The sequence below is a fragment of the Rhodococcus erythropolis NBRC 15567 genome (assembly GCF_001552595.1).
GTDB lineage: Bacteria > Actinomycetota > Actinomycetes > Mycobacteriales > Mycobacteriaceae > Rhodococcus_F > Rhodococcus_F erythropolis.
The window spans coordinates 77,746-104,020 of the sequence record NZ_BCRM01000025.1 but is presented as its reverse complement, the minus strand read 5'-3'; the positions used below and the strand labels follow the sequence as shown (position 1 = coordinate 104,020).

The following is a 26,275-nucleotide window of genomic DNA, read 5'->3' as shown; positions in this document are numbered from 1 at the left end:
GGAGACCCCTAACTGAAGAAGTAAAGTTGGTTCAAGCGAATGGATTCGGCAGGTTCGACGTATGCGTGGACGCCGTCCGCAGTCACCGCGAAGGTCTCCGGGTCCACCTTGATTTCCGGAGTGGCCGAGTTGCGAACCAGATCACGCTTGGTGACTGTTCTGGTCCCCTCGACAGCAACAACCTGACGTTCGAGACCGAGCCGGTCCTTGATGCCGTCGTCGAGTGCCGCTCGCGAGACGAACGAGACCGAACTCTGCGGCAACGCCTTGCCGAATCCACCGAACATCGGCCGGTAGATCACCGGTTGTGGTGTCGGGAGCGACGCATTCGGATCTCCCATGGCGTGCCAGCTGATCAGACCGTTCTTGATGATCGTCTTCGGCTTCGCACCGAAGAATGCGGGCTCCCAGAGAACAAGATCCGCCATCTTCCCGACACCGATCGACCCGACCACGTGCGAAAGACCGAACGTCAACGCGGGATTGATCGTGACCTTCGCGACGTAACGCAACACGCGGAAGTTGTCGTGCGTCGGCGAATCCTCGGGCAGCTTCCCGCGGGACCGCTTCATGCAGTCCGCTGTTTGGATCGCGCGTAGCCAGTTTTCTCCGACGCGGCCCATCGCCTGCGAGTCACTCGAGAACATCGAGATGACGCCCATGTCCTGCAGTACGTTCTCCGCACCGATCGTCTCGGCGCGAACGCGGGACTCGGCAAACGAAACATCGGAGGGCACTTTGGGATTGAGGTTGTGACAGACCATGATCATGTCGAAGAGCTCGGCCTGAGTATTGATGCCGTACGGCAGCGTCGGGTTGGTCGACGCCGGAAGTACGTTGTCCTCTCCCGTCACCCGCAGAATGTCGGGTGCGTGACCGCCGCCCGCGCCCTCGCTGTGATAGGTGTGAATGGTACGGCCTTCGAAGGCCGCGATGGTGTCCTCGACGTATCCGGCCTCGTTGAGTGTGTCCGTGTGAATGGCGACCTGAACGTCCATTTCGTCTGCCACCCGCAGAGACTCACGAATTGTGGCCGGGGTTGCGCCCCAGTCCTCGTGGACCTTCAGTCCGGCCGCACCGGCCTTGATCTGTTCGACCAACGACTGATGCCCGGACGAGTTGCCCTTGCCCAGCATGCATACGTTGACCGGCAAACCCTCGTTGGCCTTGAGCATCATCTCCATGTTCCAGATACCGGAAGTGATGGTGGTGCCGTTGGTTCCGTCGGTCGGGCCGATACCACCACCGATCAGCGTCGTCACTCCCCCACTGAGTGCGTGGTACGCCTGTTGTGGTGACACGAGGTGCACGTGCGGATCGATGCCGGCGGCAGTGAGAATCATCTGCTCACCGGAGATCGCGTCGGTCGCCGGACCGGTGGTCAGCCCCGGAGTGACGCCTTCCATCGTGCTGGAGTTTCCCGCCTTGCCCCAGCCGACGATCTTGCCGTCCTTGATTCCCACGTCCGCTTTGACGACCCCGATGGTCGCATCGACGATGACCACGTTGGTGATCACGAGGTCGAGCGCACCGTCGATGCTGCACGACTCCGGATCCTGGCCCATGCCGTCGCGCAGCGTCTTGCCGCCGCCGTAGATCGACTCGTCGCCGATGGTTCGAAGATCTTCCTCGACCTCGATGTACAGGTCGGTGTTGCCGAGCCTGATCTGGTCACCCGTGGTGACCCCGAAAAGGCCCGAATACTCTTGTCTCGAAATGCTTGTCATGGGTGTCGCTCTCCTTCGTCCGCCGTGAACGAGAATCAGTCGGTTTGAGGTTCGGACAGGAAGCCGAGTTCTTCGGCACGCTGGACGGCTCCGGGAAGCCGAGGGCGGTAGGCGGCGTGGGTCGGCGCCCAACCGTCGACAAGTCCGTTGAAGCCTTGAACCCGTTGCTTGCCGCCGAACGGCACCAACGTCACTTCCTTTTCGTCGCCCGGCTCGAATCTGACCGCCGTGCCCGCTGGAATGTCGAGGCGCCAGCCGAAGGACTGTTCACGATCGAAGGACAACGCGCGATTGACTTCCATGAAGTGATAGTGCGAACCCACCTGGATGGGACGGTCACCGGTGTTTCGGACTCGCAACTTCAAACGGGGACGGCCCTCGTTCAGTTCGATCGGCTCGTCCCGCAACACGTATCCGCCGACCGGCACTTTCTTCTCGCCGCCGGAATCCTTCTTCGTCGATTTGCTTGCCATCTTGGAGTGCTCCTGACATCTCGGTCGGGCTACTGGATCGGAGAGTGCACGGTGACGAGCCGGCTACCGTCGAGGAACACCGCCTCGACCTGCACACGCGGAATCATCTCCGCGACACCTTCCATCACGTCGTCGACCGTCAAGGCGTGCGATGCGTCGGCCATGACCTCCTCGAGAGTCTTGCCCTCCCGAGCTCCCTCCAGAGCGGCTGCAGTGATGACTGCGACGGACTCCGGATGATTGAGTTTGAGTCCCTTTGCCTTTCGCCTCAGTGCGACATCCGCCAACATGAGAATTGTCAGCTTGTCGAGTTCTCGCGGTGTCAGATGCATTCCGAACGCTCCTTGTCGATCATGCGGTAACTCCCTGTCGTCGAATACATGTCAGCTCCCCTGTTCCGTCGCTTCGGTGAGTGGTTCGGCCGCTTGCTGGACAAAACCGCTCCTCCTGCCGCCCGAGTACTCGTTGATCGCGTCCAGAACCGCCTGGGCATGTTCCGAGGCGACCAGCACCTCGACACGCAACCGCTCGGTGAACACGACGTCGTTGCGTTGTCCGCGGAACTTGAGCGAGGCCGAGTCACTCGCGGAGACATGCGCTTCCGATACGACTATCGACTCCGCTCCGGCGGCCAGCAGCGCCTCCCGTAGCTTCTCAGACTCGATGGTCTGCAATACCGCGGTGATGAGTTCGTGCTTCGGGGCGCCGAGGTTCGGAACAAGTTTTGCCCCCTCGACCAGGACCCCCGAGTCGAACCCGCTGGTCTGCGGCGCACCACCTGCGTCGACGAATGCGGCGTTGTAGCGGTATGCGTCCATGCCTTGCTGACGACGGTCGATGTCCACCTGGTCTTTCGGGGCCAGCTTGAGACCGATGGTCTTCTCGATGCCCGTGGCGATCAGCCAGGTCACCACGAACGAGAAAGCGATGACGACGATCAACGCCAGCGCCTGCTCGCCGAGTAGTCCTGCCCCGCCGCCGAAGAAGAGTCCGTCGCGGCCGATCGAATTGATGGCTTTTTCGCCGAACAAACCGAGAAGGAGTGAACCGAGGATGCCGCCGATGAAGTGGACCGCGATGACGTCGAGCGCGTCGTCGAACTTGAAGATCGACTTGAGCGCGAGCGCGAAGTGGCAGACCAGTCCGGCAAGCGCGCCGATCGCCAACGCGGAGAAGGTGCTGACGAAGCCGGCGCAAGGGGTGACGGTCGCGAGACCGGCTACCGCGCCGGTGATTCCGCCGATCGCCGTGGCCTTGCCCTCGGTGTACCTTTCGATGACGAGCCAGACGACCATACCGCCCGCTGCGGCGATGTGAGTGTTCATCAAGGCTTGTGCCGCAACACCATCGGCGGCCAATCCGTCGCCTGCGTTGAATCCGAACCAGCCGAACCACAGGATGCCTGCGCCGATCAACGCCAGAGGCACCGAGTGCGGGACTGCCTCGGCGTTGGGCCATCCCGGACGTTTACCGACCACCAGCAAGATTGCCAGGGCGGCGGCGCCGGCGGATGCGTGGACGACAATTCCGCCGGCCCAGTCCTGAGCTCCGCGGAGCGCCAACCAGCCTTCGGGATTGAAGAGCCAGTGCGCAATCGGGGGGTAGACGATGATCGACCACAGCACGAGCAGAACGGCCCAGCCCAAGGGCTTGAGCCGGTTTGCGGTCGCACCGGTGATCAGCGCGGGCGTGATGATCGCGAACATCATCTGATAGACCACGAACGCCAGAGTCGGTACCGCGACTGCACCTTCGATCAGGTGGAAGCCCGGGGCGGCGGCTGTGTGTATGTCCTGCAAGCCGAACAATTTGAGGTCACCGAGGAAGCCGGAACCCCAGTCTCCACTGAACGCGAAGCTGTATCCGAACACGACCCAGGTAATCGAGACGAGTCCGAGTGGGACGAGGTTCTGCTGCAACATGACGAGCGCACTGCTACCACGCACCAGACCGGCGTAGAAGAAGGCGAGTCCGGGAACCATGAAGAGAACCAGACCCGCGGAGATCAGCACCCACGCCGTGTCCCCACTGTCTATCACTGCTTCGGCTAACACCATTTCCATCGACATCGACGACCTCCGAGCATTATTCGGACCTGAACAAAGTCATTGGTTAGAGCAGCAATTCGCGATGTTCCGGTTCGCTGCGACAGTTACGCTACGCCCCATAGTTGCACCTTCTCAGCAAAATCGGGGGAACATCCGGTTTTCACGTTTAGTAGAGCATTGTTCTGGGAAAAGATGGGACTTTGCCTAAACATTGCGGACGCTCCACAACCTGCAATTGCGAGACTAAATCTCGCCGAAAGTGGTTTAAGTCCTGCAAAATGGGGAACGTAGCCGCAGGTGAGCGCCACTTTCGGAGCAGAAATGCCGTTTCCAGCTCGGGACTTAGCTCCCTAACCAAGACAATCGCGAGCACCTTATGCGATTACCAACGTCGGTGACCCGACTATCCAATCGGGTAGGTAATTTCACCGAACATCTTCTCACCTGTTCAGATGATTAACCTTGACCGCACTGAGGGCAATCCTGTCGTTAATATGTTCTTAATCCGTACTGGATATTTCGACTGGAAGATCAAAGATCACCTTTCGATAACCTTTGAAGGTGAAATGACTTTCGCTGTAACTCTTTTGTTATGCAGAACCCTAGAGGGGAGGATTGATCCCACCAGGCGAGCACTCGGATGCCGGACAAAGTCAGCCACTTCGACGGCTCCCCCGCCTTTGTGTCGACCTCGAACCACACCCGCCCCGGTTGGCGACCGGCCTGGAGCCACGTCCCATCCGAGGCTCGAGCGGCCCGGATCATCTCGATCGCGTCCGCCATTCGCGGATCAGGCTCATTTCCATCCGACAACGACGCTTCGCGGAAGTAGTCGGCTGCGTTGAGCACGTTGTAACGCCACCGGAACGGGTACGCGAACCGGCCGATCCAGTCCCCCACCGGTTCCCCGGTCGAGAGTCTCCGGAACAGACCGCGCTGCAGCAAGAATTCCTCACCGGATCGTCGAGCCGCGCGCGTCTCAATTGTTCCCCCGGTCGCGATCTCGTACGCGAGAAGCCCTTTGAGTGAATTGAGGGTCGAATGGAACGACGATCGGGTCGAACCTTCGATCCACTCGCAGTTCCAACCACCATCCGGAAGTTGATGCCGCACAAACCAATCAGCCAGTTCATCAACGCGCATGTCGAGCCACACACCGTTTGCCACCGTCCAGGCGTTGATGCAGCAATCGACCTCACCGTCCCAGTACGGCCGGCCCTCGTACTCCCAGCGACAGTTCTCCGCGAGCAGTTCTGCGGTACGACGCTCCCGCAGAACACTGGCGTCGAGGCCCCACTCACGCAATGAGTTGAGCGTCCAGGTTGTTGCCGTCCAGGGTTGCGAACCTTCTTCTGCTGCTTCGGGTCCCACGAAGTCGAATTCAGCCGGGAAGAACGCCCCACCCGCCCATTGGCCGTCTCGATCCTGCAATGAAAGCAGGCGTGCACCAAATCCTTTGGTAGCGATCGACGCGCGCGTCGCCGCCCACACAGTGGGCGCTTCGTTCAGCAGGTCGCGCTCCACCTGCCACCGAATCGCCGGATCCGAATCGAGGAGCCACGCGAGCAAGTCGGCTCGGGGTGCCATCTGGCAATACTATCGAAAGGCGAAGCAGGCCATCCGGTTAACACATTTCTCGACGTCTGATGCAATGGTGAACTCCGGACCCGTTGCGTGGCCTACACCGGGTAACCCAACGCCGTCCGCACCGCCACGATGTCGGCGGCAGCGACCTCCATTGGCTTGTCCCCCAACCGAATCAACGTGCCAATGGGCAGTTCCTCCACCACCGCAGATTGGGGCAGCGCGCTGCGATCGAACGTAACTCCTGAATGGAAGTATGTTTCCCATCCCACCTCGACCTCAGCTTTCGACCGCTTCTGAAGATCAATGTAGTCGCCGATGCTCCACCGAGCCCGATCCGGATCCCAATGCTTGACGATCACTCTCACGATCGCGTCTCCGATATCCGGGTCGAGCAACCGCCGGGTACTGTCGGTGAGCTGCTTCTCCGTCGGCAACGACACCCGGACACTGTTGGGAGCACTGGTTTCCAGCCCGCCGACCCAGGCACCGACCCGGCGCGCGGTCCCGTCCTCGGGCGACAAGTCGATGTCGTAACCCGGTCCCGGGGTGTCCGAATACCCCATCTCCTTCGAGCGGGAATGCTCGAAGATTCGCACCAACCCGTCCACACTGAGATCTGCTGGCACCTTGTCGAACTCGGCAGTCGAGACCAACGACAACGCCAACTCCGGGTCGATCGCTTCCAGATCATCGAGGAAAGCGCGCATCGTCTGCGCCACTTCCTGACTCGACTGCACCCGCGTGCCCCAATATCCGGCTACCGTCGGCCGCCGCCCGAAAAAGCTCATCGCCCCGTCCTTTCCAATCCGACCTGATCTCCATAGCCCGACACTGCGCGCACTGCCACGATGTCGGCGGCACCGACGTGCATAGGCTTGTCTCCCAACCGGATCAACGTGTCAGTGGGTAGTTCCTCGATCACGGCGACTTGGGGGAGCGCGCTGCGCTCAAGGCATGCCATCACATAGTTTCACCACGGCAAAGCATATGTTGGGCAAGTTGGTTCAGCCGAGCCATTCGGAGATGGTGGCGTTGTCGATGCCGCCACCGAAAGAGTGGAACACCAGCAACGCTTGCCCCGACATCACCAGGCGGCCGTCCTCGGTCAGGCCGATATCGAGCATCCCCGCTTGCCCATGCACCTGACACCACACAAAGTCGGGAACCCGCAACAACCCCGACGCCGGGTCCGTATCGAGGTCAGCCGGATGAAGGGACACTTCACCGAAGACGTTGTCCTCAAGCGCTTCCGCGGTCTCACGGTCCGCCAACACCAGCGGTCCGGCGCCGATCAGTCCGTCGGTAGGTTGCCGGGTGAACACGAAGTGCGCCCTCTCTACCGTCGGCGGCGAGGTTGCGGCATCGACAACTGTGCGATCCCCGACAAACCCTGGCTGTTCCGGGACGACGACCCAGTGGTCCATTGAATTCTCCTCTTGAAGCGTTGTGGTCGAAGCAAATTCGAGATCTTTGCTGTCACATGGCTAGCCGTCGCCCAGGTCTTCGAGAACGTCGGCGAACACCGAATCCGGTAACGGGTAGTGCTCACGCACCGTGGCACGTCGATGCTCGTCGAGCCACCACAGTGTCCTCTCTCGATCACCGGCAGCAGCGACCTCACGAAACTGCGTCCAGAACATCACAAGTGGAGCTTTCGGGTCGGCAACCCGGCCGCGGAAGTATTCAATTGCGTTGTCGATAACCTCGAGCGGTGAACCGGTGTCAGTGATCACACGCAGCCCCGCCAAGATTGTCCAGCGTGCTGGACCCGACTGACTGCGCTCAAGGTACTGCTTCTCACGGAGTGGGGTGAGTGCCTCCACCGATCGTGCGTCGAACAGGTCGGATGCTGGCCCCTCAGCCCACCAGATCACTAGCTCGGCAGCGGAGACGGTATCAAAGATATCAATCTGGCGGCCATGGTAGTCGTGTCCGCTATGCCTGCTGTCGTAGTGGTCCTGCCACTCAGTGAGTGTTCCGGGATCGAGGGGTTCGATGAGTGGTAGGTGAGTAATCGTCAGTTTCTCACGGTTGGGAATCGGATCGATCCCGACGGTGTCGAAAAACCATCGCACCGGAGTGTGCAGCAGCTTGGCTCGCAACCCGCTCCCGATGATCGTCCAGTTCGGCCCGAGCTTCTCAACCGCCGCTCCCAACACCTTCTCCCACGCAGCGCCTCTCCCCTTTTTCGGAGTCAAGTCTGCGATCGCATCTTTCGCCATCTCCCGCAATTGATCCCGGTCCATTCCCAGGGACTCAAGGACCTCAGTGACCGATTTCGGTGGCTTAGGCTTGTCATCGCTCATGTGCATGCTTGCCATAAAGGACCATTCATATTATTTGGTAGACGAAAAGGAGCGATTGTGCGCACCGACAGCGGTTTCTCCGACGCGGCGCGCGATCCATCCGACTCCACTCCCTCACGCCTACTTCCCTCGGCTACGAGTCCTCAGTACGGAAAATCACATCGGCAAACGCAGAATCCCGAAGCCCGTATGCACCCTTTACAGAACGACGTCGTTCTTCGTCCAGCCACTGCAATGTCGCTAGTCGGTCTCTGTTTTCCGCGACCGCGCGAAATTCTCGTCAGAAACTTTGGACGTGGCCACCGACGTCACGGCGAGCCAACTCCCAGAGGACGCTGTCGATGACCTCGATTGGCGAACCGGTGTCAGCTATCACCCGCAGGCCAGCCGAAATCATCCAATCCCGGCAAGGCTCTTCCTTGCGGTCGGCATAAGCCTGCTCGGCTGCAGCTACCGAGTCGGGAAGCGGCGGTGCAGCAAAGAACTTGGTGGACGGACCGAGCGCCCACCAGCGCACGATCTCCGCAGCACCGCGGGTATCGAAGATGTCCATCTGCATGTTCGGTGGTCCAGAATCTGTGGGACCAGGTTGATATGAACTCTGTCGAAAGGTGATAGTGCCCGGCGTGAATTCTCTCATCAGGGGCACATGACTGAAGGTCAACTCTTCCCGGTTCGGTTTGGGATCCAACCCAATGGAATTGAACCACCATCGCACTGGTAGATGGATCAACTCCCCCTGGGTGCCAGATCGTGCCACAACCCACTCTGGGCCAAGGTTGCTCGCCGCAGCCTTCAACACCCGCTCCCATGCAGAACCGCGCACCTTCCTCGGGGTCGCCATGGCCAAGCCATCGATTCCCTCGAGGACGGAAGCCAACTTCGCTCTCCGGTGCATCAAACGATCGAGCGCTGCCAGTGGCTTTCTCCAGGTAAATCACGATAACGCAGCAAGAAGTCGGAAATGTTCCGCCCCACGATAGGCCAGTCCTCACGTCCGTCGAGAGTTGAAGCTAACAGAACATTGAAGTCGTTTTTTCTTGTGTCGAATACAATGAAATCTGGCTCGACCACCATTGTGCCGATTATTATGTCACTCTTCAAGAAGCGCCCATCCTCGTCATCCCAGAATTCCAGCTCGCGTTCCGTAACTTCTCGAGCTTTCGGCGGAGAAAGGAGTGTTATTCCGTCCTTTCCTGAGCCCCTATCGTGGTGAAGTCTGCATTCTCTCGCGCTTCTCCATAAATCGAAGAGATCTCTCGGCAGGGTATCTAGGTTCCAATACTGAGACACCTCTTCAGCCTCTGCCGGCGGGTCGTAGGTGTTGTAGACGTCGAATGATCGGCCTGGATGCGTCGGGACTAGGACCCGCTGGATGTCAGGATAGGACTCCAGCGCATCAGTTATAGATATCGGCATAAAATTCCCACCATCGAGTGAAGAGTGCATGTATAGAAGTGGGCAGGGGGACTAGATTCCAGAAGTCATTCGTGCCTCCGTACTTCCGGGGAAGTATGTGATGCACCTCCCATCCTGCCCAGGGGTCCGCTCCGGGGGCGGCCGGCTCCGGAACAGGAAAACCTCTTTCCTCCCATTCGGCCAAGAATATTTGACGTGCACTCGAGGACCAGGTTACTCGGTCCGCTGGTGGGACGCTGGGCATTCCGTATGGGAACGGTCGGATCGTCTCGAACGTCCTGGGGTCAAGAATAGCTGGATATACTTGACCCCAAGTATTTGCAGGTGGCCATGGAAAGTCTGGCATGTCAACATGTTCGGTCGGTCCCGGACTGTCACTTGTATCGCCAGACGGGAAGTCGGTGCCCAAAGGCCACGTACTGTCGAGAGGTTGCTCCACAGTTGGACTGGTGCCTGGCGTCCGATCGCCTTCACTTCCGGGCGGACCAACAAACGTGGCCCCCGGCTGGATTGGCTCGTGCTCGTTTTGTGGCGGTGTAACTACGCTGGTCGACGGCCGCTCGGTCGGATCATCGATGACCCCTGGTTGGGGGATCGTGCTCGGATCGGTGGCGAAGGGGTCGAATTCCGGTGGTCCAGGTTGCTGCGGAGCGCCGGGAGCATCCGGATTCACCGGCACATGACCGACATCGGGCAAAGTCGGCACACTCGGTTCCTCGACGTGACCTGGCGAGGGAGCCTTCGGTTCTGGGTTCGACCCCGGATCAGCAACCTCACCGGGCGAGGGTGATTCCCACTCGCCACGATCGGGATCGCCGGGCGAAGTGGGTTGAGAGGGTTCCGGAATCGTGGGATCCGGGCGTGCAGGTTCATTCACGGAAGGGATCGTGGGTTGGTCATGTTCGGCAGGTGGAACTGTGCCGTCGATGACGGGTATGCCGCGCGGTGGCACTGCACCCGGACGGGGAACACTCTGCGCAGGAACAGCCGGTGAAGTAACCGGGGGGCGGGTCGGTGCTGTCCGGTTCGAGACGATCAGGTCTTCGGCCCGGACTGCGCCAGCAATCAGACGCCCCCCACGCAATGGTGGGAGAACGAAGCTCATGATCTCGCCGGTGTAAGGCTGATCGAAAGCAACGCCCGAGTCCAGATAGTGCGGGTCGCCGATCAGAACGGGTTCGCCGGTGCTCCAGTCGTACAGGTACAGAGTGGAGGTGTAGTTGTCGAAAACCCGATGCGGGCGACCCTCCTCGTCGTAGGTGACCTGCAGGTCGTGCTCTTCTCCCTGTGCGTCGGTATACGTCCAACTCCATACGTTCGGCACCTTCGAGGCTGTGCCAGACCAGCTGGTTCCGTTTTCGTCCGTGAAGGAGGTGTCAGTGACGACAGGTTCGGTGGTGTAGTCCTGCCCGCCGATGTTCGAAGTGATCGGCTCCTGGGTTTGATAGGCGAGTATCGCGTCGCCGACAGGGTTTCCGGTTCCTGTTTCGGTGATCGGCGGTTCGGAGACCTCGGAGTTAGGGTCACCGGACATGAGCTGGCCGAGGTCTGAATCTGCCGGGTCCGCAGGTTCGGTGGTGTAGTCCCGCCCGCCGATGTTCGAAGTGATCGGCTCCTGGGTTTGATCGGCGAGTATCGCGTCGCCGACAGGGTTTCCGGTTCCTGTTTCGGTGATCGGCGGTTCGGAGACCTCGGAGTTAGGGTCACCGAGCATGAGCTGCTCGAGGCCTGAATCTGCCGGCTCCGGGGGGTTGGCGGCGAGGACATTTTGTGCGTCCCTGCGTGCTTGTTCGCCCTCCGGGGTCATCGGGCCGATGAAGTTCGCCTGCGCTTCGAGCGCAGCACGTTCTTCCGGTGTCAGCTCCGGGTCGGCGAGGATCGGGTACAGCAGGTTCTCTATGCCTGCGGTGTCGACGACCTGCACGAGTTGCCCGTCCCGGATCTCGTAGTGCGTCGGAATGGGTGTGCCGTTGGCGTCGTACGCCCACGGGGCATCGATTGTCGAGACCGGATTCCCGTCGGCGTCGAAGACGGTGACCGTGCCATCGGGGCTGACACTCATGTGACCGCCGGGCGGCACCGTCACCGGAATCACGGATTCGTGCGACGACGTTTCGTCGTGGATCAGGAAGAAGAACCGGCTTCCGCCGGTGATCGGATCGAACACCCGCAACGAGGACTGCCCGCCAGGTGCGTACGCAGTCAACGGCGACACGACAGTCCCGACCGCCTGGGAGAGTACTGATTCGGGCGTGCGGGGGCTGAAAGGTCCCGGCCGCCCGCGCACTCCGATACCCGCAGCGGTGAACGCCGCAGCGCCGATCAGGGCGAGTTCGAGATACCGGTCACGGCCCGAGTCCTCCCCGGCGGTGGAAACATCTGCTGCCGGATCCGGAACCGTTTGGGCCGGTGCGATATTCGAATCCGAATCCGAATCCGCGGGGATCGGTCCTGGACCGCGATCGGTGGTGGTTCCCTCACCCGGGGTGGGTGTGGGTGAGGGAACCGCTGATGCCGATGCATTGGGGAATGCACCGACACCAGTTTCCGAGGCGGGGGACTCGGAAGTAATGGGTGGAACCTCGATCGTCGGCACAGGGACGATGGGGGTGCCGTTGTAGGTGGGAAAGTTCGTCGGAGCATTGGCCCCGACATTCGGGCCACCGCCTGGAGCCTGCACACCGGGGAGCCCGACCGTGGTCGTCGGCGCAGCTGTCGACGTCGTGGACGGCGCGCTCAGGCACGGGTTGATGATCTCTGGCGGGATGGGCGCGCCAGGTGGCAGCGACGCAATGAGATTCAGGTAGATCTGATGATCACGTGCCCGCACCGCCGCGCAGTCTTCTTCCGGCGTCGCGTTCGCCGGAGCGGCGGAGAGTGCGATTCCCGCACCGATCACTCCGGCCGCTCCGGTCAACAGCGCCCCGGCGGCAAGCACTCCCGCGAGAGTCCGGCGAAGTCGTCTACCGGACTTCACCGGTGCGCACCACGATTGTCACTCTTCTTCGTTCGGAGTAGCGCGATGAGTTTGTCTGCGCCCCACCAGAACAACCGTCCGGAGATCGACATCCACAAGAAGAACGCCAGGTAAACCAGGATCGTCCCGTAGTCGTTCGCCCAGCCGGCGAGCTTCCCGATCACCGCGAATGCCGCGATCAGCAACCCCAGTCCAACTGCCGTAGCGATCACAGCCTTGGAGAGTGGACTGAGTTCACTGTCCGGATCCCAGTCATCAACGTCTGCAACGTCTTTCCTATCGACGGCAGCGGGTTCCGGTTGGACACTGCGGCGTTCGGCGTTGTTGACGGTCATGACTGGAACTCCAAATGGGAAGGGAGAGCGGGGAAAACGGGTCGCCGGTGCTGGGCGCGGTATCAGTTCCAGTACTGGTAGGTCAGGGTGACGTACCCGGCGTTGGCCGGGTTGTTCGGATCAGCCAGGTAGACATCGACGTAGCCACCAGCATGGGCAGCGGCTTCGCCTATCACTACGCGGTCGGGGGCGCTGAGCTTGCCATCGGGGCCGACGGTGAGCGCCGAGCCCGGTGCGAGCTCAATCCACCGCTGCGAGCCTGGAACGATGTCGGAGATGGCGTCCGGGATCGGGCTCGCCGCCAACGCCGCGGTTTCCGCATTCGAGAGCGACAGACCGATCCGACCCTGCTCAGGTTCGACGATCGGAGTTGCAGCAGATGCCACGCCTGCGCCGAGAACACCGAACAGGGCGATACCCGCGGTGAGGGTTCCGGCAGTGGCCAAGGTACGAATCTTCATGATTTCTCCTTTGTGGGCGTGATGAGTAACCACCCCTGGACTGGGCGGATCGGGAATAGTCGCCAGCAGCGCTGACGACGGCTGCGCGGGTCAGAGCCAGGTCGGATCGGAGTACACGAACAACGTGTTGTCCGACGTCGCCGTCGACACCGAGAGTTGTGCGTAGGAGCGAATCGTCACCGGCCCCATGCACGCATCAACCTTCACGTGCACGTTCTCTGCCGTGATCGACGCCTTCGACGACTCGAGATCCTTCTTCCCCAACGGAATCGTCGTGATCGTGCCCGGCGCAATCGTCGACTGAATACTCGGATTCACCGACGCATTCACACCCACGTTCGCCGACGGGACACCCGAAATACTCACACCGACAGACGGGCCGAGCGAAAAGCCAAGCCCCATGCCAAGTCCGGAGGAGACATCGATCTGGCAGCCGATCTGCAACCCCTGCTCGACATATCCGGTCTTCACTGCCGAATCGCCCGCACCACCGATCGTGCCGGTCACCTTCGCCGACACGAACCCCTCACGGGTGAACGCCGTCGTCGCCAGATTCGGCACCGGGTTCGACGACAGTTTCGTGGCGGCGAGATCCAACGACCAGCCGTCATCGGTGACCGTGCTCGCGAATTTGTCCGCCAACGCCGTCGGCGTTGCCGATGCGCTCCCTGCGAAGACCACACCAGACGACAGCGCGGCAACCGCACACGCCGCGAGCCCTACCGCGGCCCTCGATCGACGGCGAGATGTTCGTGCTTTCAATTCGGTTGCCATGAGTAACTCCTACGTCGCGGACCAGCAACCAATTCGGTAGCTGAACACTAACTAAATGCAAGTTACCGGACAGTACCAAGCGTTCCGTTTTATCAACAGGCTCCCGCGACCAACTATCGGAGACTTGCGGTGAACTTCCGGTAACAGATACATATCGACAGGGCTCAGAGCAGGGAATGGGACTTAGGTCCCAATGTGGCGAACGACACCAAACTTGGACCATCCGCCCAGTGGTGACAGTCGAGCAAACGTGCAAACAAGGCACGATCCGGAGCATTTCAGCAGATTGCATGCAACGCGGTCTCTGGCGATATGGCCACGCAAACTTATTGAACGGTCAACAGTTAATTGGTGGCGCGCAGCTCATTCGGACACCAAGCGCAAGGAGGCCGCGTAAACCACGAGCCCATCTAGCCAAGGAGGGAATCGAATTGACCACCAGCCGCACGATGCGATCACCTGGAACTCTCGTCGCCGAGCGCCGCAATGGCTGATCGTTCACCACAGCACAACGAGAACCGGCAGATTGCCGCAACATCGGACGTAGCACCGAAGTGGCGAAGCCAGTGCTTCACCCGGCGACCCCAGGGCGGCAAAGATTGCTACACATCCGACTCCTCGACGCTCCTGCGCTTCGTAGGGCACGAAAAAACCCAGCCCACGCTTTCGCGCGGGCTGGGTTTGAACAACGAACATTTGGCGGAAGCGGAGGGATTTGAACCCCCGGTGGGTTTAACGCCACGCTCGCTTTCAAGGCGAGTGCATTCGGCCGCTCTGCCACGCTTCCGTGGGCGATCCTATCGGGTGTTCCCACGGACCGCGAAAACGGCTCCAGAAGTCAGCGCTCGCCGATGGCTTTGTCGACCTTCTCGAAGACGTCTGCCAGCACGTCCAGTTCCTGGGGAGTCAGCAGATCGACCAGATTGTTCCGCACTCCGGCCACGTGAGTAGGCGCTGCCTCGGCGAGGCGACGCCTACCCTCTTCCGTGATCCGAGCGAGCACGCCGCGACCATCTTCGACGCAAGTGTCTCGCACGACGATGCCCTGAGATTCCATCCGCCTGATCTGGTGCGTCAGGCGGCTCCGCGAAGACAGCACGCCGTCTGCCAGGTCACTCATCCGCAACGACCCGTCAGCTGACTCCGAGAGCATGACCAGAATGCGGTAATCGGCCAACGACAGGTCGTGTGAATCCTGCAGTTCGCGGTTGAGAACCTCCATGAGGCGCTGATTACCGTCCATGTAGCCGCGCCATGCACGCATCTCGCATGGCGTCAGCCACGGTGTCTCACCGTGCGCCGCCTGCGAGGTCTCCTCGGTTGTCGCTTCAGCTGTCACAGGTTCCAAGTTTAGACCTGTGTCCGCCCGTCACAGTAAGACTCACCCTAAAGTCACGAATTGGACATCAGGATCGAACGGTCGATTTCGGCGACCGATGCCAGCCCCGCCAGCCCCATGGTGAGATCCAGGTCGGCCAGGAGACTGCGCAATGCATGACGCACTCCGTCCGCTCCGGCCAATCCCAACCCGTACACCCACGGCCGCCCGTACAGCACTGCGTCGGCACCCAAAGCCAGAGCCTTGATTACGTCTGCGCCACAACGAATTCCGGAGTCCATCAGGATGTCCACCTCATGCCCCACCGCATCAGCGACAGGACCGAGAGCGTCGAGCGCCGAAATCGACCCGTCGACCTGACGCCCACCATGGTTGCTCACCACAATGCCGTTGGCGCCGGCCGCGACGGCCTCACGTGCGTCGTCGGGATGGACAATTCCCTTCACCGCGATCGGAAGTGTCGTCCACTGGCGAAGTTTCGCGATATCCGCGATCCGCACCGCGTGATTGCCGAACAACGACACCCACGTGAGAACCGCGATCTGCAGGGCTTCTGCACTCTCCTCGGGAGGCGTCGCCAATTTGGCGCGGAACACCGGATCCGACAGATAGTTGGCAATACCCTTCGCCTGCAGGAACGGAAGGTGACCGAGCTCGAGATCCCTTGGACGCCAACCCATACCGGGAGTATCGGCAGTCAGGACGATAGCCTTCGCGCCCGCCGTCTCCGCCCGACGGACAAACGACTCGGCAAGCTCGTCGTCGGCCGGCCAGTACAGCTGGTACCACCAGTTATCGCCCGAGGCCGCCGCTACGTCTTCGATGGTCGAAGACGCCGCCGTCGAGAGAATCGATCCGATCCCCAACTCGGCAGTGACCGAACCGACCGCAACCTCGGCGTCGTCGTGGACCAAGCCGAGCACTCCCACCGGAGCCGTCAGAATCGGTGCGGCCAACCGCGTCCCCAACACCTCGACGCTCAGATCGCGCGCGTCGGGCGCCGCAGTCCCCCGCAACATCCGCGGCACGATCGCATGCTTGTCGAACGCCCGCAGATTCGACACCGCGGTCCGTTCGGTCGACGCGCTACCGGCGATGTACCCGAAAGCCTCTGGTGAGAGTTGCTCGCGCGCGGCATCTTCCAAGCCCGCCGCAGTCATCGGCAAAGCCGGCTTCGCGCCGCTCAGTCCCGTCAGATAGATCTCGTTCTGCATGTTCCCGAAGTAAGTCACGTCCGCGACGGTAGCGGCAAAACACCCGTCAGCGGGGAGATTCGCTAGCGTCGTATCCATGTACGCCATAACGATCGATCAGCCCGGCGGTCCCGAGGTCATGAAATGGGCGCAGCAGCCCGATCCTGAACTACCTCGCGGGCACGTACTCGTCGAGGTCGCCGCGACCGCCGTCAACCGCGCCGACCTGCTCCAACGTCAAGGCTTCTACCCGCCGCCGCCAGGCGCGAGTGACATTCTCGGCCTCGAATGCTCGGGTGTGATCACCGAACTCGGCGAAGACGTCACCGGTTGGTCCGTCGGCGACGAAGTCTGCGCATTGCTGGCCGGCGGTGGCTATGCCGAGAAGGTTGCGGTCCCGGCAACACAACTTCTCCCCGTTCCCGCGGGCGTCGATCTCCGTGTCGCAGCGTCTCTGCCGGAAGTTGCGTGCACGGTGTGGTCCAACGTCGTGATGCGCGGCGGCCTACGACGCGGACAGGTACTCCTCGTCCATGGCGGTGGCGGCGGAATCGGCACCCACGCCATTCAGGTCGGCAAAGCCCTCGGTGCCCGCGTCGCAGTTACCGCGGGTTCGGAGGACAAATTGAACCGCTGCCGCGAATTGGGCGCGGATATTCTCATCAACTATCGCGACAGCGACTTCGTAGCATCACTCGCCGAAGCCACCGACAACCACGGCGCCGATGTGGTTCTGGACAACATGGGAGCGTCGTACCTCGGGCGCAACGTCGACGCACTCGCCATGGACGGCCACGTCGTGATTATCGGAATGCAGGGTGGCCGCAAGGGCGAAGTCGACATCGCCAAGCTGATGGGAAAGCGCGGAAACATCACGTCGACGGGCCTGCGCGGGCGTCCGCTCACCGGCCCCGGCGGTAAAGCGGACATCGTCGCCGACGTCCGTGCGAAGTTGTGGCCGTTGATCGCCGATGGATCGGTTCAACCGATCGTGTCGACCGAACTTCCGATCACCGAGGCGCCATTAGCCCATCAGTTGCTGGATTCGCCGGAAACCGTAGGCAAGGTCATCCTCACCGTGAAGTGAGCCGAGCGGGATCGATCAGCCCAGGGCGCCGAGTTCGGCGACCAGCTGATTGATCTCGTACCGCGTCGTGTACGGCGCAAGGCCGACGGTGACCGCGCCGCCTTCGTCGTTGACACCGAGGGCGTCGAGCAGCCTGGAACCACCATGCGTACCGCTGACCGTTGCGATGCGCTTGTCGGCCAGGTGCGCGGCGACCTTGTCTGCCGCCATCCCCTCGAGCGTGAAGCTGAGCGTAGGCACCCGCGTGGGTGCGCCGCCGATCACCATCACGTTGGGCAGGGCTGCGAGAGAACGCATGAGGTGATCGAACAGACCGTCCTGGTAGTCCTGCAGCGAGCTGATCGAGGTTTCGAGGCGCTCACGCCTGGTTCCCGTTGCCGATTCGTCCAAGCCCGCCAGGAAATCGATCGACGACGTGAGACCGGACAGCAGCGCGAACTGATGACCGCCCACCTCGAGTCGCTCGGCGCCACGCGCGTACGGGTTGAGCGACACGGCCGGAATCCGGTCGAGCAGTCCGGGATCGCGGAAGACGAGTGCGCCCACCTGTGGACCGCCCCACGACGGCGCGCTGACGGCAACGATGTCCGCCCCGAGATCAGCCATGTCCACATGCGCATATGGCGCTGCACCGACGGCGTCGACCACCATCAGTCCGCCGAATTCGTGCAGACGATCAGCTGCGGCACGGACGTTCGGAGCCGAACCGACGACCGGTGATGCGGCCGTCAAGGCCACCAAGCGAGTCGTCGAGGTGATGAGATCGTTGAACTGCCAACTCGGGAGCTCACACGTTTCGATTTCGACCTCGGCCCATCGCACCTGAGCGCCGTAGCGACTGGCCACACGAAGCCAGGGCGCGACGTTCGCCTCTTCGTCGAGGCGCGAGAGTACGAGACCGGTTCCGAGGCCCAACCGCGAACTCAGCGACTCGGCGAGCCAAGCCAACAACACCGCTCGGTCTGATCCGAGAACGACTCCCGCAGGATCTCCGCCGACCAGATCGGCGACCGCGGTGCGCGCACTCTCGAGAATGGCAGCACTACGACGGTTCGAGACGTGGCGACCGGAGGAAGAAGATGCAGAGGCACGGAACGCGGTGGAGACCGTCCGCGAGACGGCGTCCGGGATCTGCATTCCGGCCTGCGGATCGAGGTGGATCCAGCCGTCACCGAGTGAGGGAATCAACCCCCGTACGCGGGCAACGTCGTAAGCCATGCTCGACACTCTAGGTGCAGACGCCCGCTTAGTCGAAGGCAGTCACCCAATTACCCGTCAGTACAGTTATTCGGTAGCTAACTTTTTGGGGGTTACGCGGCGTTTGTCGCCCACACACGACAAGATGGAAGCATGACGAACCCCGACAAAGAGCAGGTACTCGTTATCGGACCCGACGGTCGACCCGTCGCGATGCCGGCGGCCGAGGCAGAGGCCTCCACCTCCGGCACCACCGAAGGCGCGGAATCCGAAGCCGAGTCCGTCGCCGAGATGGTCGAGCAGCCGGCCAAGGTCATGCGAATCGGCACGATGATCAAACAACTCTTGGAAGAAGTGCGCGCCGCACCGCTCGACGACGCCAGCCGCAAGCGCCTCAAGGACATCCACACCTCGTCCATCCGAGAACTGGAACAAGGCCTGGCACCCGAACTCCGTGAAGAACTCGAGCGACTGAGCCTCCCGTTCACCGACGACTCCATTCCCTCCGACGCCGAACTGCGAATCGCGCAGGCCCAACTCGTCGGCTGGCTCGAAGGACTGTTCCACGGAATTCAAACCGCACTGTTCGCCCAGCAGATGGCAGCGCGCGCTCAGCTCGAACAAATGCGTCAAGGCGCACTGCCTCCCGGCATGAGCATCGGGGCTCCGCATTCGCCTGCACATCCGGACCAACAGAGCCCAGGAACCGGCCAGTATCTGTAACCCGGACCACCACTAGGTCCGAGGGAAATCCGGCGCCGACGCCAGGCCGGTAGGCTCGACCTCCGTGTCAGCATCCGCAATCGAATCCGAGACGCCGGACGCACCTGCGCCCGTGTCCGACTCCCAGACGTTCCGTCGTGCGTTCAAAGACCTTCGCGACGGTCTGAATCAGCGTGAGTTGTGGCTCAGCCTCGGCTGGCAGGACATCAAACAGCGCTACCGCCGGTCGGTGATCGGTCCGTTCTGGATCACGATCGCCACCGGCGTCCAGGCCACCGCCATCGGCATTCTGTACGCGGCCCTGTTGGACATGCCACTCCAGGAGTTCCTGCCGTATGTGACGGTGGGCCTGATCGTCTGGAACCTCATCAATGCCTCGATCATCGAAGGCTCCGAAGTCTTTGTCGCCAACGAAGGCCTGATCAAACAGCTGCCATCAGCCTTGAGCGTGCACATCTATCGACTGGTGTGGCGGCAGATGTTGTTCTTCGCACACAACCTGCTGATCTACGTGATCATGGTGATCGCGTTCGGGGTCTGGCGGAACCTGAGTTGGGCGTCGTTGGCTGCGATCCCGGCGTTGGGACTGATCGTGCTCAACGCACTGTGGGTCTCGATCGTGTTCGGAATCTTCGCCACTCGATACCGTGACATCGCACCGATTCTGTCTTCGCTGACGCTGCTGCTTTTCGTGCTGACACCGATCATGTGGACAACACAAAGCCTCGAGGCTCAGGGCGGCGCGGTCCGAGATCGTGCAAAGATCGCCGAACTCAATCCGCTGTTCCACTACCTGGACATCGTCCGCGCGCCGATGATCGGGCAGCCGCAAGAGCTTTACCACTGGTACATCGTCATCACGATCACGGTGGTCGGCTGGGCCGTCGCATTGCTGGCGCTTCGCAAATACCGGGCCCGCGTGCCCTACTGGGTTTAGGGACATCGCAATGACCGAACATGTGAACATCTCAACGCACAACGCCTGCGTCGACTTCCCGATCTTCGACGCGAAGTCCCGGTCGATGAAGAAGGCATTCCTCGGTAAAGCGGGTGGCGCCATCGGCCGCAACAGTTCCGACGTTGTGGTCGTGGAAGCCCTGAAAGACATCACGATGACGCTCAAAGAGGGCGACCGTGTAGGGCTGGTCGGCCACAACGGCGCCGGAAAGTCCACCCTGCTGCGCTTGCTCTCCGGGATCTACGAACCCACCCGGGGATCCGCCACCATTCGCGGACGCGTCGCACCTGTTTTCGACCTCGGAGTCGGCATGGATCCCGAGATCTCCGGCTACGAGAACATCATCATCCGCGGCCTGTTCCTCGGTCAGACCCGCAAGCAGATGCTCGCGAAGATGGATGAAATCGCCGACTTCACCGAACTCGGCGACTATCTCGACATGCCATTGCGCACGTACTCCACCGGCATGCGCGTGCGCATCGCTATGGGCGTGGTCACCAGTATCGATCCCGAGATCCTGCTACTCGACGAAGGCATCGGTGCCGTCGACGCCGAATTCATGAAGAAGGCCAGAGTTCGGCTGCAAAAGCTGGTGGAACGCTCCGGCATCCTGGTATTCGCCAGCCACTCCAACGAATTCCTCGCTCAGCTGTGCAACAGCGCGATGTGGATCGACCACGGCCAGATCCGCATGCAGGGTGACATCGAGGATGTCGTGCGCGCCTACGAAGGCGACGACGCCGCCGAACACGTGCGCCACGTCATCAAGGAGATGGAACGGGAGAACACCCTGTGAGCGCACCCGAGAAGATCATCGGGGTTGTCGTCACGCACAAGCGTCGTGAACTGCTGGCCGAATCCTTGAAGGTCCTCAGCACCCAGTCGCGGTCGCTCGATCACCTGGTTGTCGTCGACAACGCCGACGAAGCCGATGTGAAAGACCTCGTCGACAACGCTCCACTGCCGACGAGTTACATCGGTTCTCAGCACAACCTCGGCGGTGCCGGAGGATTTGCTCTGGGCATTCTCTACGCACTTTCGCTCGGCGCCGACCGCGTCTGGCTCGCCGACGACGACGGGCGTCCGGAGGGCCCCGAGGTCCTGGAAACCCTGCTCGACTGTGCAATTCGGAACGACCTGGCCGAGGTCTCCCCCGTCGTCTGCGACATCGACAACCCAGACCGCCTCGCGTTCCCCTTGCGCCGCGGCACGTCGTGGCGCCGGTTGCGTTCCGAACTCGGCGACGAGGATCTCCTGCCAGGCATCGCGTCCCTCTTCAACGGTGCACTGTTCACCGCCGATGCGATCGATGCTGTCGGAGTTCCGGATCTACGCCTGTTCGTCCGCGGCGACGAGGTCGAGGTACATCGTCGCCTCGTGCGCTCCGGCCTGAAGTTCGGCACCTGCCTGCAAACTGCTTACGTCCACCCCAACGGCGCGGACGAGTTCAAGCCGATTCTCGGCGGACGTATGCACACGCAGTACCCCGACAACGACACGAAGCGCTACTTCACTTACCGCAACCGTGGATACATCCTCGCCCAACCGGGAATGCGGAAACTGCTTCCGCAGGAATGGGTTCGGTTCGGCTGGTACTTCCTGATCACCCGCCGCGATCCGGCAGGACTACGCGAGTGGATGCGACTGCGCAAACTCGGCCGGGAAGAAAAGTTCGAACGCCCGAGTTAAATCAGTTGCACAGTCGCGTCTGCGGCTGAGACGATTCTGATCCGACGCATGGTGCGTCCTGAGAATTACGAGGAGTGAGTATTGATGACTGTCGTGTTCCGCAGTTTCAGCGCCGTCAACGTTCACACTTCTTCGTACTCGAGGACACAATCACCATGCCGGAAAACAGCACGCCCCTGACCGAATACGGTTGGAACGCAACACTCTCGAACACATTCACTACCCTGGCCCCACCGGACTCCGCACCCGGGCGCGTTCTTCGCGTCGACCGCGGCCGGTGCGACGTGGCCGTCGCCGAAGGCACAGTTCGCGCACTCAGCGGCAGCGATCCACGCGGTGCCAGCCAACTGTGCACGGGCGACTGGGTGACCGTCGCCGAGGTACTGAACTCACGCGAACCCGAGATGCACACGGTCACTTCGATACTCCCCCGATCAAGCAGCATCGTTCGATCCTCGGCGTCCGGAAAATCGGAAGGCCAGATTCTGGCTGCGAACGTCGACACCGTCGTCATCGCCACGGCGTCGGACGGCGACGTCGATCTCGGGCGCATCGAGCGACTACTCGCACTCGCCTGGGAAAGTGGCGCAACACCTGTCGTCGCACTCACCAAATCGGATGCAGCTCAATATATCTCCGACACTCTAGCCGAGGTCTCTGCCATTGCGCCCGGCGCAACAGTGCTGGCCGTCAGTGCCGAGACCAACGAAGGAATGGATGTACTCGATGCAGTTCTGGACGGCACCGTGGCGATACTCGGTCCATCCGGCGCCGGTAAGTCGACGCTCGCGAACGCACTCCTCGCGGACACCACAGGCGCCGATCGACTCGAGACCGGCCGCGTTCGAACCGGCGACGGAAAGGGACGCCACACCACAGTCACGAGAGAACTGATCCCCTTCTCCGGCGCCCGGACGTTGATCGACACACCCGGCCTGCGAGGGGTTGGCATGTGGAATGCGGCGGAGGGAATCGACAAGACGTTCCCCGAGATCGAGGAACTGATTGCAGAGTGCCGGTTCTCGGATTGCGCACACAACTCCGAGCCGGGATGCGCAGTCCTGACCGCACTCGGGCGCGGCGATCTGGACGAGCGGAGACTTGCGAGCTACCGGAAACTACAGCGAGAGAACGCGTGGAACGCCGCCCGAAGCAATGCTCGGCTGCAGGCAGAGAGGACGCGGGAGATCAAGGTGATCTCCCGCCATCTCAAGAGTCACTACCGTGGTCGGGACCGGTAGCGAAGAAAGCCTGGCAGCATGGGGGGTGATCCCGACGAGAGGTTGTCATGTTCGAGCGGTTCCGTTCCAGCGCCAGGACCAAGCTTCAGCGTGCGGTATCCGAGGTGGTCGAGACCGCCGACCGTCGCAACGCCGATCGCACGCAGCAGATCCTCGACGCGCTGGCACTCTCACGTGACGAACTGGCCGAGGCCCGCGTTGACATCGCGGGCCTCCGGTCCAGGATCGACGAGCTGGAATTTCGCCAGCGTCGGGATCTGGCCTACGCCGTGGACCTCGAAGCGACGGCATCGACCGCCGAGTTCATCCTCGAACACCTTCGAGTCACCGACACATTCGGCCACCCACACGACACGCTGCGCCACGCATTGGGCTTGATCGAAATACCCGGCATGGCACTCGAATTCGGCGTCGCCAGCGGAACCACACTCAGGATCGTCGCGGAGGCTTTCACCGAACGCGAGGGGACCGTCGCAGGTTTCGACGTGTTCTCCGGCCTTCCGGAGACCTGGCGCACCGGGTTCCCGGTCGGCGAGTTCGCACAGGAATCCATCCCCGAAGTGCCTGGAGCGCAACTTGTTCCGGGCCTCTTCGAGGACACCTTGCCCTCGTTCCTGAACGACGAATCCGGCCCCGTTGCGTTCCTGCACCTCGACGCCGACCTCTACTCGTCCACCAAGACCGTGCTCGATCTCCTCGGCGACCGACTGGTCCCCGGGTCGATCGTCGTCTTCGACGAGTTCTTCAACTATCCCGGGTGGCAGCAGCACGAGTACCGGGCGTGGACGGAGTTCGTCACACGCACCGGCATCTCGTTCGAATACCTCGGGTACACCGTCGACAACGAGCAGGTCATCGTCGAGATCACCAGCTGAGAATCACTTCTCGTACAGACGTGCCCAGTTCTCTCGACTCGTGAGTTCCGGCATCGCAGCACGGTACTTCGCCGACACGGCAGGTGCTTCCTTCTGGAATCGACGCAGTAGCTTCACCGTTCGGATCAAGAGAGCACGCGCCGTAGCCTTGTCTCGCTGCCGGATACGTACCCCCGACTGCGAAGCATCGGTGACGACTACATGGTCGAACTGCGAGATGTGCCACCAGTGCGCATCCTCGCGCGGAATATTGACCAAACCGCCACGGGTGCGCCCCAGCCACTGATTCAACCCACGTTTGGCCAGAATCACTCGCATCAGGCTCGGTTCACCACCGGCACGCTCGGTGTGGAGTTCGTTCGAGGCGATCGGGGCGGTAGCCGCATCGTGTTTGATCGTCTCGGCATACTGCGCTCGGCCGGCACGGATGCTTGCCATGGCCTCGATGCCGCCGTCCCGCAACGCTTCCGGACCGTCGAGATAATCCTCGATGCCCTTCAACGTCGTGAAGGCAAGGCCGTATTGCATTCCGACGAGGAATTCGGAAATCTGGCGGAAGAACTGACGTGAAAGTCCCTTGGTGTCGAGATCGCTGTGCAAAGACCCGACGACGAGGGAGTTACGCGTACTGAAGTAGCGGGCCCAGTCGTCGAAGTCCTTCCAATAGAAATCGGCATGCCACACAGCGGCGTTGGGCAACGTGACGGTGACAAACCCTGCTTTCCGGGCCCTGATTCCGTACTCCACGTCATCCCACTGAAAGAAGATCGGAACGGGTAACCCGATGGCTTCGACAACTTCGGCGGGGATCAGGCACGTCCACCAGGCGTTGTATCCCGCATCGACTCGACGCTCTTGACGCTTCTTGAGCATGCTCGTGTTGATGAGAGCCTTGGGCACTCGTTGCCCGTGATGGAGAGTCTTCAGATCTACGTCTTCGGCACCGACATTGAGGAAATCGGGATTGAGCAGATACATCATCTGTGCACCCACCAATGTCGGTTCCACCGTCATATTCGCAAAAGCGTTGAGGCGCAACACTGTTTCTGGTTCACAGAGAATATCGTCGTCCATCAGGATGACGTCGGCGAGATCTGTCCCCTCGGATGTAGCCTCGAAAAGCCCACGTGAAAAACCGCCCGCTCCGCCGAGATTCGGCTGCTGCAGATATTTCAGCTTCTCACCGAGCTTGTCTGCCGCCTCGACGAAGCGCGCCCGATCTTTCACCAGGTCGTTACCCTGATCGACGACGTACACGGAGCTGACGAGGTCACGCACAGTGGCATCGGAAGCCAGTGCAGCAACAGTCTCGGCACAATCGTCGGCCCGATTGAAGGTGCAGATCGCCACCGAGACCGGGCGAACCGTCTCCGGAGCGGCCACGGTCCATTCCAAGTGGTCGATCGTCATCGGAGCGTCGACAGAATCCACCTCGAGCCAGAGGGCGCCGCCGTCGACGAACTTGTCCAACGATGTGGTCAACGTGACCTCCGAGGACCCCGATCCGTCGCGGGTCTCGAGAATACGGCGATGCCCGGCGATATCCGAAGCAACCATCCGGACGCGGAACCGACCCTCGCTCTCGATCCGCAGCGAAGCCTCGACCTCAGTGACAGTCGTCCACCGCTGCCAGTAGCTGGCAGCGAAACGCCCGAAATAGGTGTTGGTGCTGATACGTGCGCCCTTGTCCAGAGCGACTCGGTGCCGGGTCCGCTCACCGGAGCCCTTCCGGAACTCGACGTACAGGTCGTCGTTGACTATCGGCGACATTCCGACGAACACGCCGCGCTGGACCACCAAACGGCGAGCCATGACCTGCCCGTTCTCCGGCACCCCCACCTTTACCTGCTCGGGCATATGACTCCT

26 protein-coding genes and 1 tRNA gene are annotated in these 26,275 nt (G+C 61.5%); 7 read left to right on the top strand and 20 right to left on the bottom strand.

Annotation, left to right across the window (positions count from 1 at the left end; translation table 11 throughout):
• Positions 1-8: 8 nt before the first annotated feature.
• The 18 genes from RE4_RS25115 to RE4_RS25035 form a co-directional block, all read right to left on the bottom strand.
• Complete coding sequence (locus tag RE4_RS25115) at positions 9-1,727, bottom strand: urease subunit alpha (RefSeq protein ID WP_003943847.1); 1,719 nt, start codon at positions 1,725-1,727, stop codon at positions 9-11.
• Between the two features lie 35 nt (positions 1,728-1,762).
• Entirely contained in the window at positions 1,763-2,200 is a 438-nt protein-coding gene (locus RE4_RS25110; protein WP_003943812.1) for an urease subunit beta, read from the bottom strand.
• A gap of 29 nt (positions 2,201-2,229) precedes the next feature.
• Positions 2,230-2,532, bottom strand: coding sequence for an urease subunit gamma (locus RE4_RS25105; RefSeq protein WP_003943837.1), 303 nt, complete (start codon positions 2,530-2,532; stop codon positions 2,230-2,232).
• A 51-nt stretch (positions 2,533-2,583) separates the two neighbouring features.
• Positions 2,584-4,263: an ammonium transporter gene (amt, locus tag RE4_RS25100; protein ID WP_228117877.1), complete on the bottom strand. Its 1,680-nt coding sequence runs from the start codon at positions 4,261-4,263 to the stop codon at positions 2,584-2,586.
• A gap of 516 nt (positions 4,264-4,779) precedes the next feature.
• Entirely contained in the window at positions 4,780-5,835 is a 1,056-nt protein-coding gene (locus RE4_RS25095; protein WP_230691743.1) for a prenyltransferase/squalene oxidase repeat-containing protein, read from the bottom strand.
• Positions 5,836-5,927: 92 nt separating this feature from the next.
• A complete protein-coding gene (locus RE4_RS25090; RefSeq protein ID WP_238076858.1) occupies positions 5,928-6,623 on the bottom strand; it encodes an Imm52 family immunity protein in 696 nt (231 codons plus the stop codon).
• Positions 6,620-6,799 carry a hypothetical protein gene (locus RE4_RS31085; RefSeq protein WP_020905825.1) on the bottom strand — a complete coding sequence of 60 codons (180 nt, stop codon included), beginning with the start codon at positions 6,797-6,799 and terminating at the stop codon, positions 6,620-6,622. Before RE4_RS31085 ends, RE4_RS25090 begins: the two co-directional genes overlap by 4 nt.
• Positions 6,800-6,839: 40 nt before the next feature.
• The gene (locus RE4_RS25085; RefSeq protein WP_060939554.1) at positions 6,840-7,259 is read right to left on the bottom strand and encodes a hypothetical protein; all 420 of its coding nucleotides are present in this window, start codon (positions 7,257-7,259) and stop codon (positions 6,840-6,842) included.
• Between the two features lie 60 nt (positions 7,260-7,319).
• Entirely contained in the window at positions 7,320-8,081 is a 762-nt protein-coding gene (locus RE4_RS25080) for a hypothetical protein (protein ID WP_041814524.1), read from the bottom strand.
• Between the two features lie 340 nt (positions 8,082-8,421).
• Positions 8,422-8,700, bottom strand: a complete 279-nt coding sequence (locus tag RE4_RS25075; protein WP_041814521.1) for a hypothetical protein — start codon at positions 8,698-8,700, stop codon at positions 8,422-8,424.
• A gap of 338 nt (positions 8,701-9,038) precedes the next feature.
• Entirely contained in the window at positions 9,039-9,560 is a 522-nt protein-coding gene (locus RE4_RS25070; RefSeq protein ID WP_060939553.1) for a hypothetical protein, read from the bottom strand.
• Positions 9,541-12,537 (bottom strand): hypothetical protein, encoded by a 2,997-nt coding sequence (locus tag RE4_RS25065; protein WP_238076860.1) that lies wholly within the window; start codon positions 12,535-12,537, stop codon positions 9,541-9,543. Before RE4_RS25065 ends, RE4_RS25070 begins: the two co-directional genes overlap by 20 nt.
• On the bottom strand, positions 12,534-12,872 hold the full coding sequence (locus RE4_RS25060) for a hypothetical protein (protein WP_003943851.1): 339 nt from the start codon (positions 12,870-12,872) through the stop codon (positions 12,534-12,536). The genes RE4_RS25065 and RE4_RS25060 overlap by 4 nt, the downstream gene beginning before the upstream one ends.
• Before the next feature lie 62 nt (positions 12,873-12,934).
• Entirely contained in the window at positions 12,935-13,333 is a 399-nt protein-coding gene (locus tag RE4_RS25055; protein ID WP_003943955.1) for a hypothetical protein, read from the bottom strand.
• A 90-nt stretch (positions 13,334-13,423) separates the two neighbouring features.
• The gene (locus RE4_RS25050) at positions 13,424-14,107 is read right to left on the bottom strand and encodes an MspA family porin (RefSeq protein WP_047888765.1); all 684 of its coding nucleotides are present in this window, start codon (positions 14,105-14,107) and stop codon (positions 13,424-13,426) included.
• A gap of 697 nt (positions 14,108-14,804) precedes the next feature.
• Positions 14,805-14,894 (bottom strand) — tRNA-Ser (locus tag RE4_RS25045).
• A 51-nt stretch (positions 14,895-14,945) separates the two neighbouring features.
• Positions 14,946-15,371, bottom strand: a complete 426-nt coding sequence (locus RE4_RS25040) for a MarR family winged helix-turn-helix transcriptional regulator (RefSeq protein ID WP_020968140.1) — start codon at positions 15,369-15,371, stop codon at positions 14,946-14,948.
• Between the two features lie 128 nt (positions 15,372-15,499).
• Positions 15,500-16,738, bottom strand: coding sequence for a lactate 2-monooxygenase (locus tag RE4_RS25035; protein ID WP_047888801.1), 1,239 nt, complete (start codon positions 16,736-16,738; stop codon positions 15,500-15,502).
• Here RE4_RS25035 and RE4_RS25030 point away from each other — a divergent pair.
• Positions 16,737-17,726 (top strand): NAD(P)H-quinone oxidoreductase, encoded by a 990-nt coding sequence (locus RE4_RS25030; protein WP_007731765.1) that lies wholly within the window; start codon positions 16,737-16,739, stop codon positions 17,724-17,726. The genes RE4_RS25035 and RE4_RS25030 overlap by 2 nt on opposite strands.
• A 15-nt stretch (positions 17,727-17,741) precedes the next feature.
• Here the strand turns inward: RE4_RS25030 and RE4_RS25025 are convergent, their stop codons facing one another.
• Positions 17,742-18,944 carry a cysteine desulfurase-like protein gene (locus RE4_RS25025; protein WP_007731767.1) on the bottom strand — a complete coding sequence of 401 codons (1,203 nt, stop codon included), beginning with the start codon at positions 18,942-18,944 and terminating at the stop codon, positions 17,742-17,744.
• Between the two features lie 132 nt (positions 18,945-19,076).
• Between RE4_RS25025 and RE4_RS25020 the strand changes: the two genes are divergently transcribed.
• The 6 genes from RE4_RS25020 to RE4_RS24995 all read left to right on the top strand — a co-directional run bounded on the left by RE4_RS25020 (position 19,077) and on the right by RE4_RS24995 (position 24,409).
• Positions 19,077-19,646: a bacterial proteasome activator family protein gene (locus RE4_RS25020; RefSeq protein WP_003943894.1), complete on the top strand. Its 570-nt coding sequence runs from the start codon at positions 19,077-19,079 to the stop codon at positions 19,644-19,646.
• A gap of 64 nt (positions 19,647-19,710) precedes the next feature.
• Entirely contained in the window at positions 19,711-20,583 is an 873-nt protein-coding gene (gene wzm / locus RE4_RS25015) for a galactan export ABC transporter permease subunit Wzm/RfbD (protein ID WP_020905804.1), read from the top strand.
• Between the two features lie 10 nt (positions 20,584-20,593).
• The gene (gene wzt, locus RE4_RS25010; protein WP_020905803.1) at positions 20,594-21,400 is read left to right on the top strand and encodes a galactan export ABC transporter ATP-binding subunit Wzt/RfbE; all 807 of its coding nucleotides are present in this window, start codon (positions 20,594-20,596) and stop codon (positions 21,398-21,400) included.
• Complete coding sequence (gene glfT1, locus RE4_RS25005; RefSeq protein ID WP_020905802.1) at positions 21,397-22,293, top strand: galactofuranosyltransferase GlfT1; 897 nt, start codon at positions 21,397-21,399, stop codon at positions 22,291-22,293. The genes wzt and glfT1 overlap by 4 nt, the downstream gene beginning before the upstream one ends.
• Before the next feature lie 155 nt (positions 22,294-22,448).
• Positions 22,449-23,534 carry a ribosome small subunit-dependent GTPase A gene (gene rsgA / locus RE4_RS25000; protein ID WP_020905801.1) on the top strand — a complete coding sequence of 362 codons (1,086 nt, stop codon included), beginning with the start codon at positions 22,449-22,451 and terminating at the stop codon, positions 23,532-23,534.
• 47 nt (positions 23,535-23,581) lie between these two features.
• A complete protein-coding gene (locus RE4_RS24995; RefSeq protein WP_020905800.1) occupies positions 23,582-24,409 on the top strand; it encodes a TylF/MycF/NovP-related O-methyltransferase in 828 nt (275 codons plus the stop codon).
• A 3-nt stretch (positions 24,410-24,412) separates the two neighbouring features.
• Here the strand turns inward: RE4_RS24995 and RE4_RS24990 are convergent, their stop codons facing one another.
• The gene (locus RE4_RS24990) at positions 24,413-26,266 is read right to left on the bottom strand and encodes a glycosyltransferase (RefSeq protein ID WP_024488161.1); all 1,854 of its coding nucleotides are present in this window, start codon (positions 26,264-26,266) and stop codon (positions 24,413-24,415) included.
• Positions 26,267-26,275: the final 9 nt, after the last annotated feature.

Coding starts and splice junctions, on each gene's coding strand:
- RE4_RS25060 (WP_003943851.1), bottom strand. CDS start 12,872: ATGACCGTCAACAACGCCGAACGCCGCAGTGTCCAACCGGAACCCGCT.
- amt (WP_228117877.1), bottom strand. CDS start 4,263: ATGGAAATGGTGTTAGCCGAAGCAGTGATAGACAGTGGGGACACGGCG.
- RE4_RS25025 (WP_007731767.1), bottom strand. CDS start 18,944: ATGGCTTACGACGTTGCCCGCGTACGGGGGTTGATTCCCTCACTCGGT.
- RE4_RS25090 (WP_238076858.1), bottom strand. CDS start 6,623: ATGAGCTTTTTCGGGCGGCGGCCGACGGTAGCCGGATATTGGGGCACG.
- RE4_RS25080 (WP_041814524.1), bottom strand. CDS start 8,081: ATGGACCGGGATCAATTGCGGGAGATGGCGAAAGATGCGATCGCAGAC.
- RE4_RS25110 (WP_003943812.1), bottom strand. CDS start 2,200: ATGGCAAGCAAATCGACGAAGAAGGATTCCGGCGGCGAGAAGAAAGTG.
- RE4_RS24990 (WP_024488161.1), bottom strand. CDS start 26,266: ATGCCCGAGCAGGTAAAGGTGGGGGTGCCGGAGAACGGGCAGGTCATG.
- RE4_RS25075 (WP_041814521.1), bottom strand. CDS start 8,700: ATGCAGATGGACATCTTCGATACCCGCGGTGCTGCGGAGATCGTGCGC.
- RE4_RS25115 (WP_003943847.1), bottom strand. CDS start 1,727: ATGACAAGCATTTCGAGACAAGAGTATTCGGGCCTTTTCGGGGTCACC.
- wzt (WP_020905803.1), top strand. CDS start 20,594: ATGACCGAACATGTGAACATCTCAACGCACAACGCCTGCGTCGACTTC.
- RE4_RS25055 (WP_003943955.1), bottom strand. CDS start 13,333: ATGAAGATTCGTACCTTGGCCACTGCCGGAACCCTCACCGCGGGTATC.
- RE4_RS25050 (WP_047888765.1), bottom strand. CDS start 14,107: ATGGCAACCGAATTGAAAGCACGAACATCTCGCCGTCGATCGAGGGCC.
- rsgA (WP_020905801.1), top strand. CDS start 22,449: ATGCCGGAAAACAGCACGCCCCTGACCGAATACGGTTGGAACGCAACA.
- RE4_RS25085 (WP_060939554.1), bottom strand. CDS start 7,259: ATGGACCACTGGGTCGTCGTCCCGGAACAGCCAGGGTTTGTCGGGGAT.
- RE4_RS25030 (WP_007731765.1), top strand. CDS start 16,737: ATGTACGCCATAACGATCGATCAGCCCGGCGGTCCCGAGGTCATGAAA.
- RE4_RS25070 (WP_060939553.1), bottom strand. CDS start 9,560: ATGCCGATATCTATAACTGATGCGCTGGAGTCCTATCCTGACATCCAG.
- RE4_RS24995 (WP_020905800.1), top strand. CDS start 23,582: ATGTTCGAGCGGTTCCGTTCCAGCGCCAGGACCAAGCTTCAGCGTGCG.
- RE4_RS25035 (WP_047888801.1), bottom strand. CDS start 16,738: ATGGATACGACGCTAGCGAATCTCCCCGCTGACGGGTGTTTTGCCGCT.
- RE4_RS25040 (WP_020968140.1), bottom strand. CDS start 15,371: ATGCGTGCATGGCGCGGCTACATGGACGGTAATCAGCGCCTCATGGAG.
- RE4_RS25095 (WP_230691743.1), bottom strand. CDS start 5,835: ATGGCACCCCGAGCCGACTTGCTCGCGTGGCTCCTCGATTCGGATCCG.
- RE4_RS25105 (WP_003943837.1), bottom strand. CDS start 2,532: ATGCATCTGACACCGCGAGAACTCGACAAGCTGACAATTCTCATGTTG.
- RE4_RS25020 (WP_003943894.1), top strand. CDS start 19,077: ATGACGAACCCCGACAAAGAGCAGGTACTCGTTATCGGACCCGACGGT.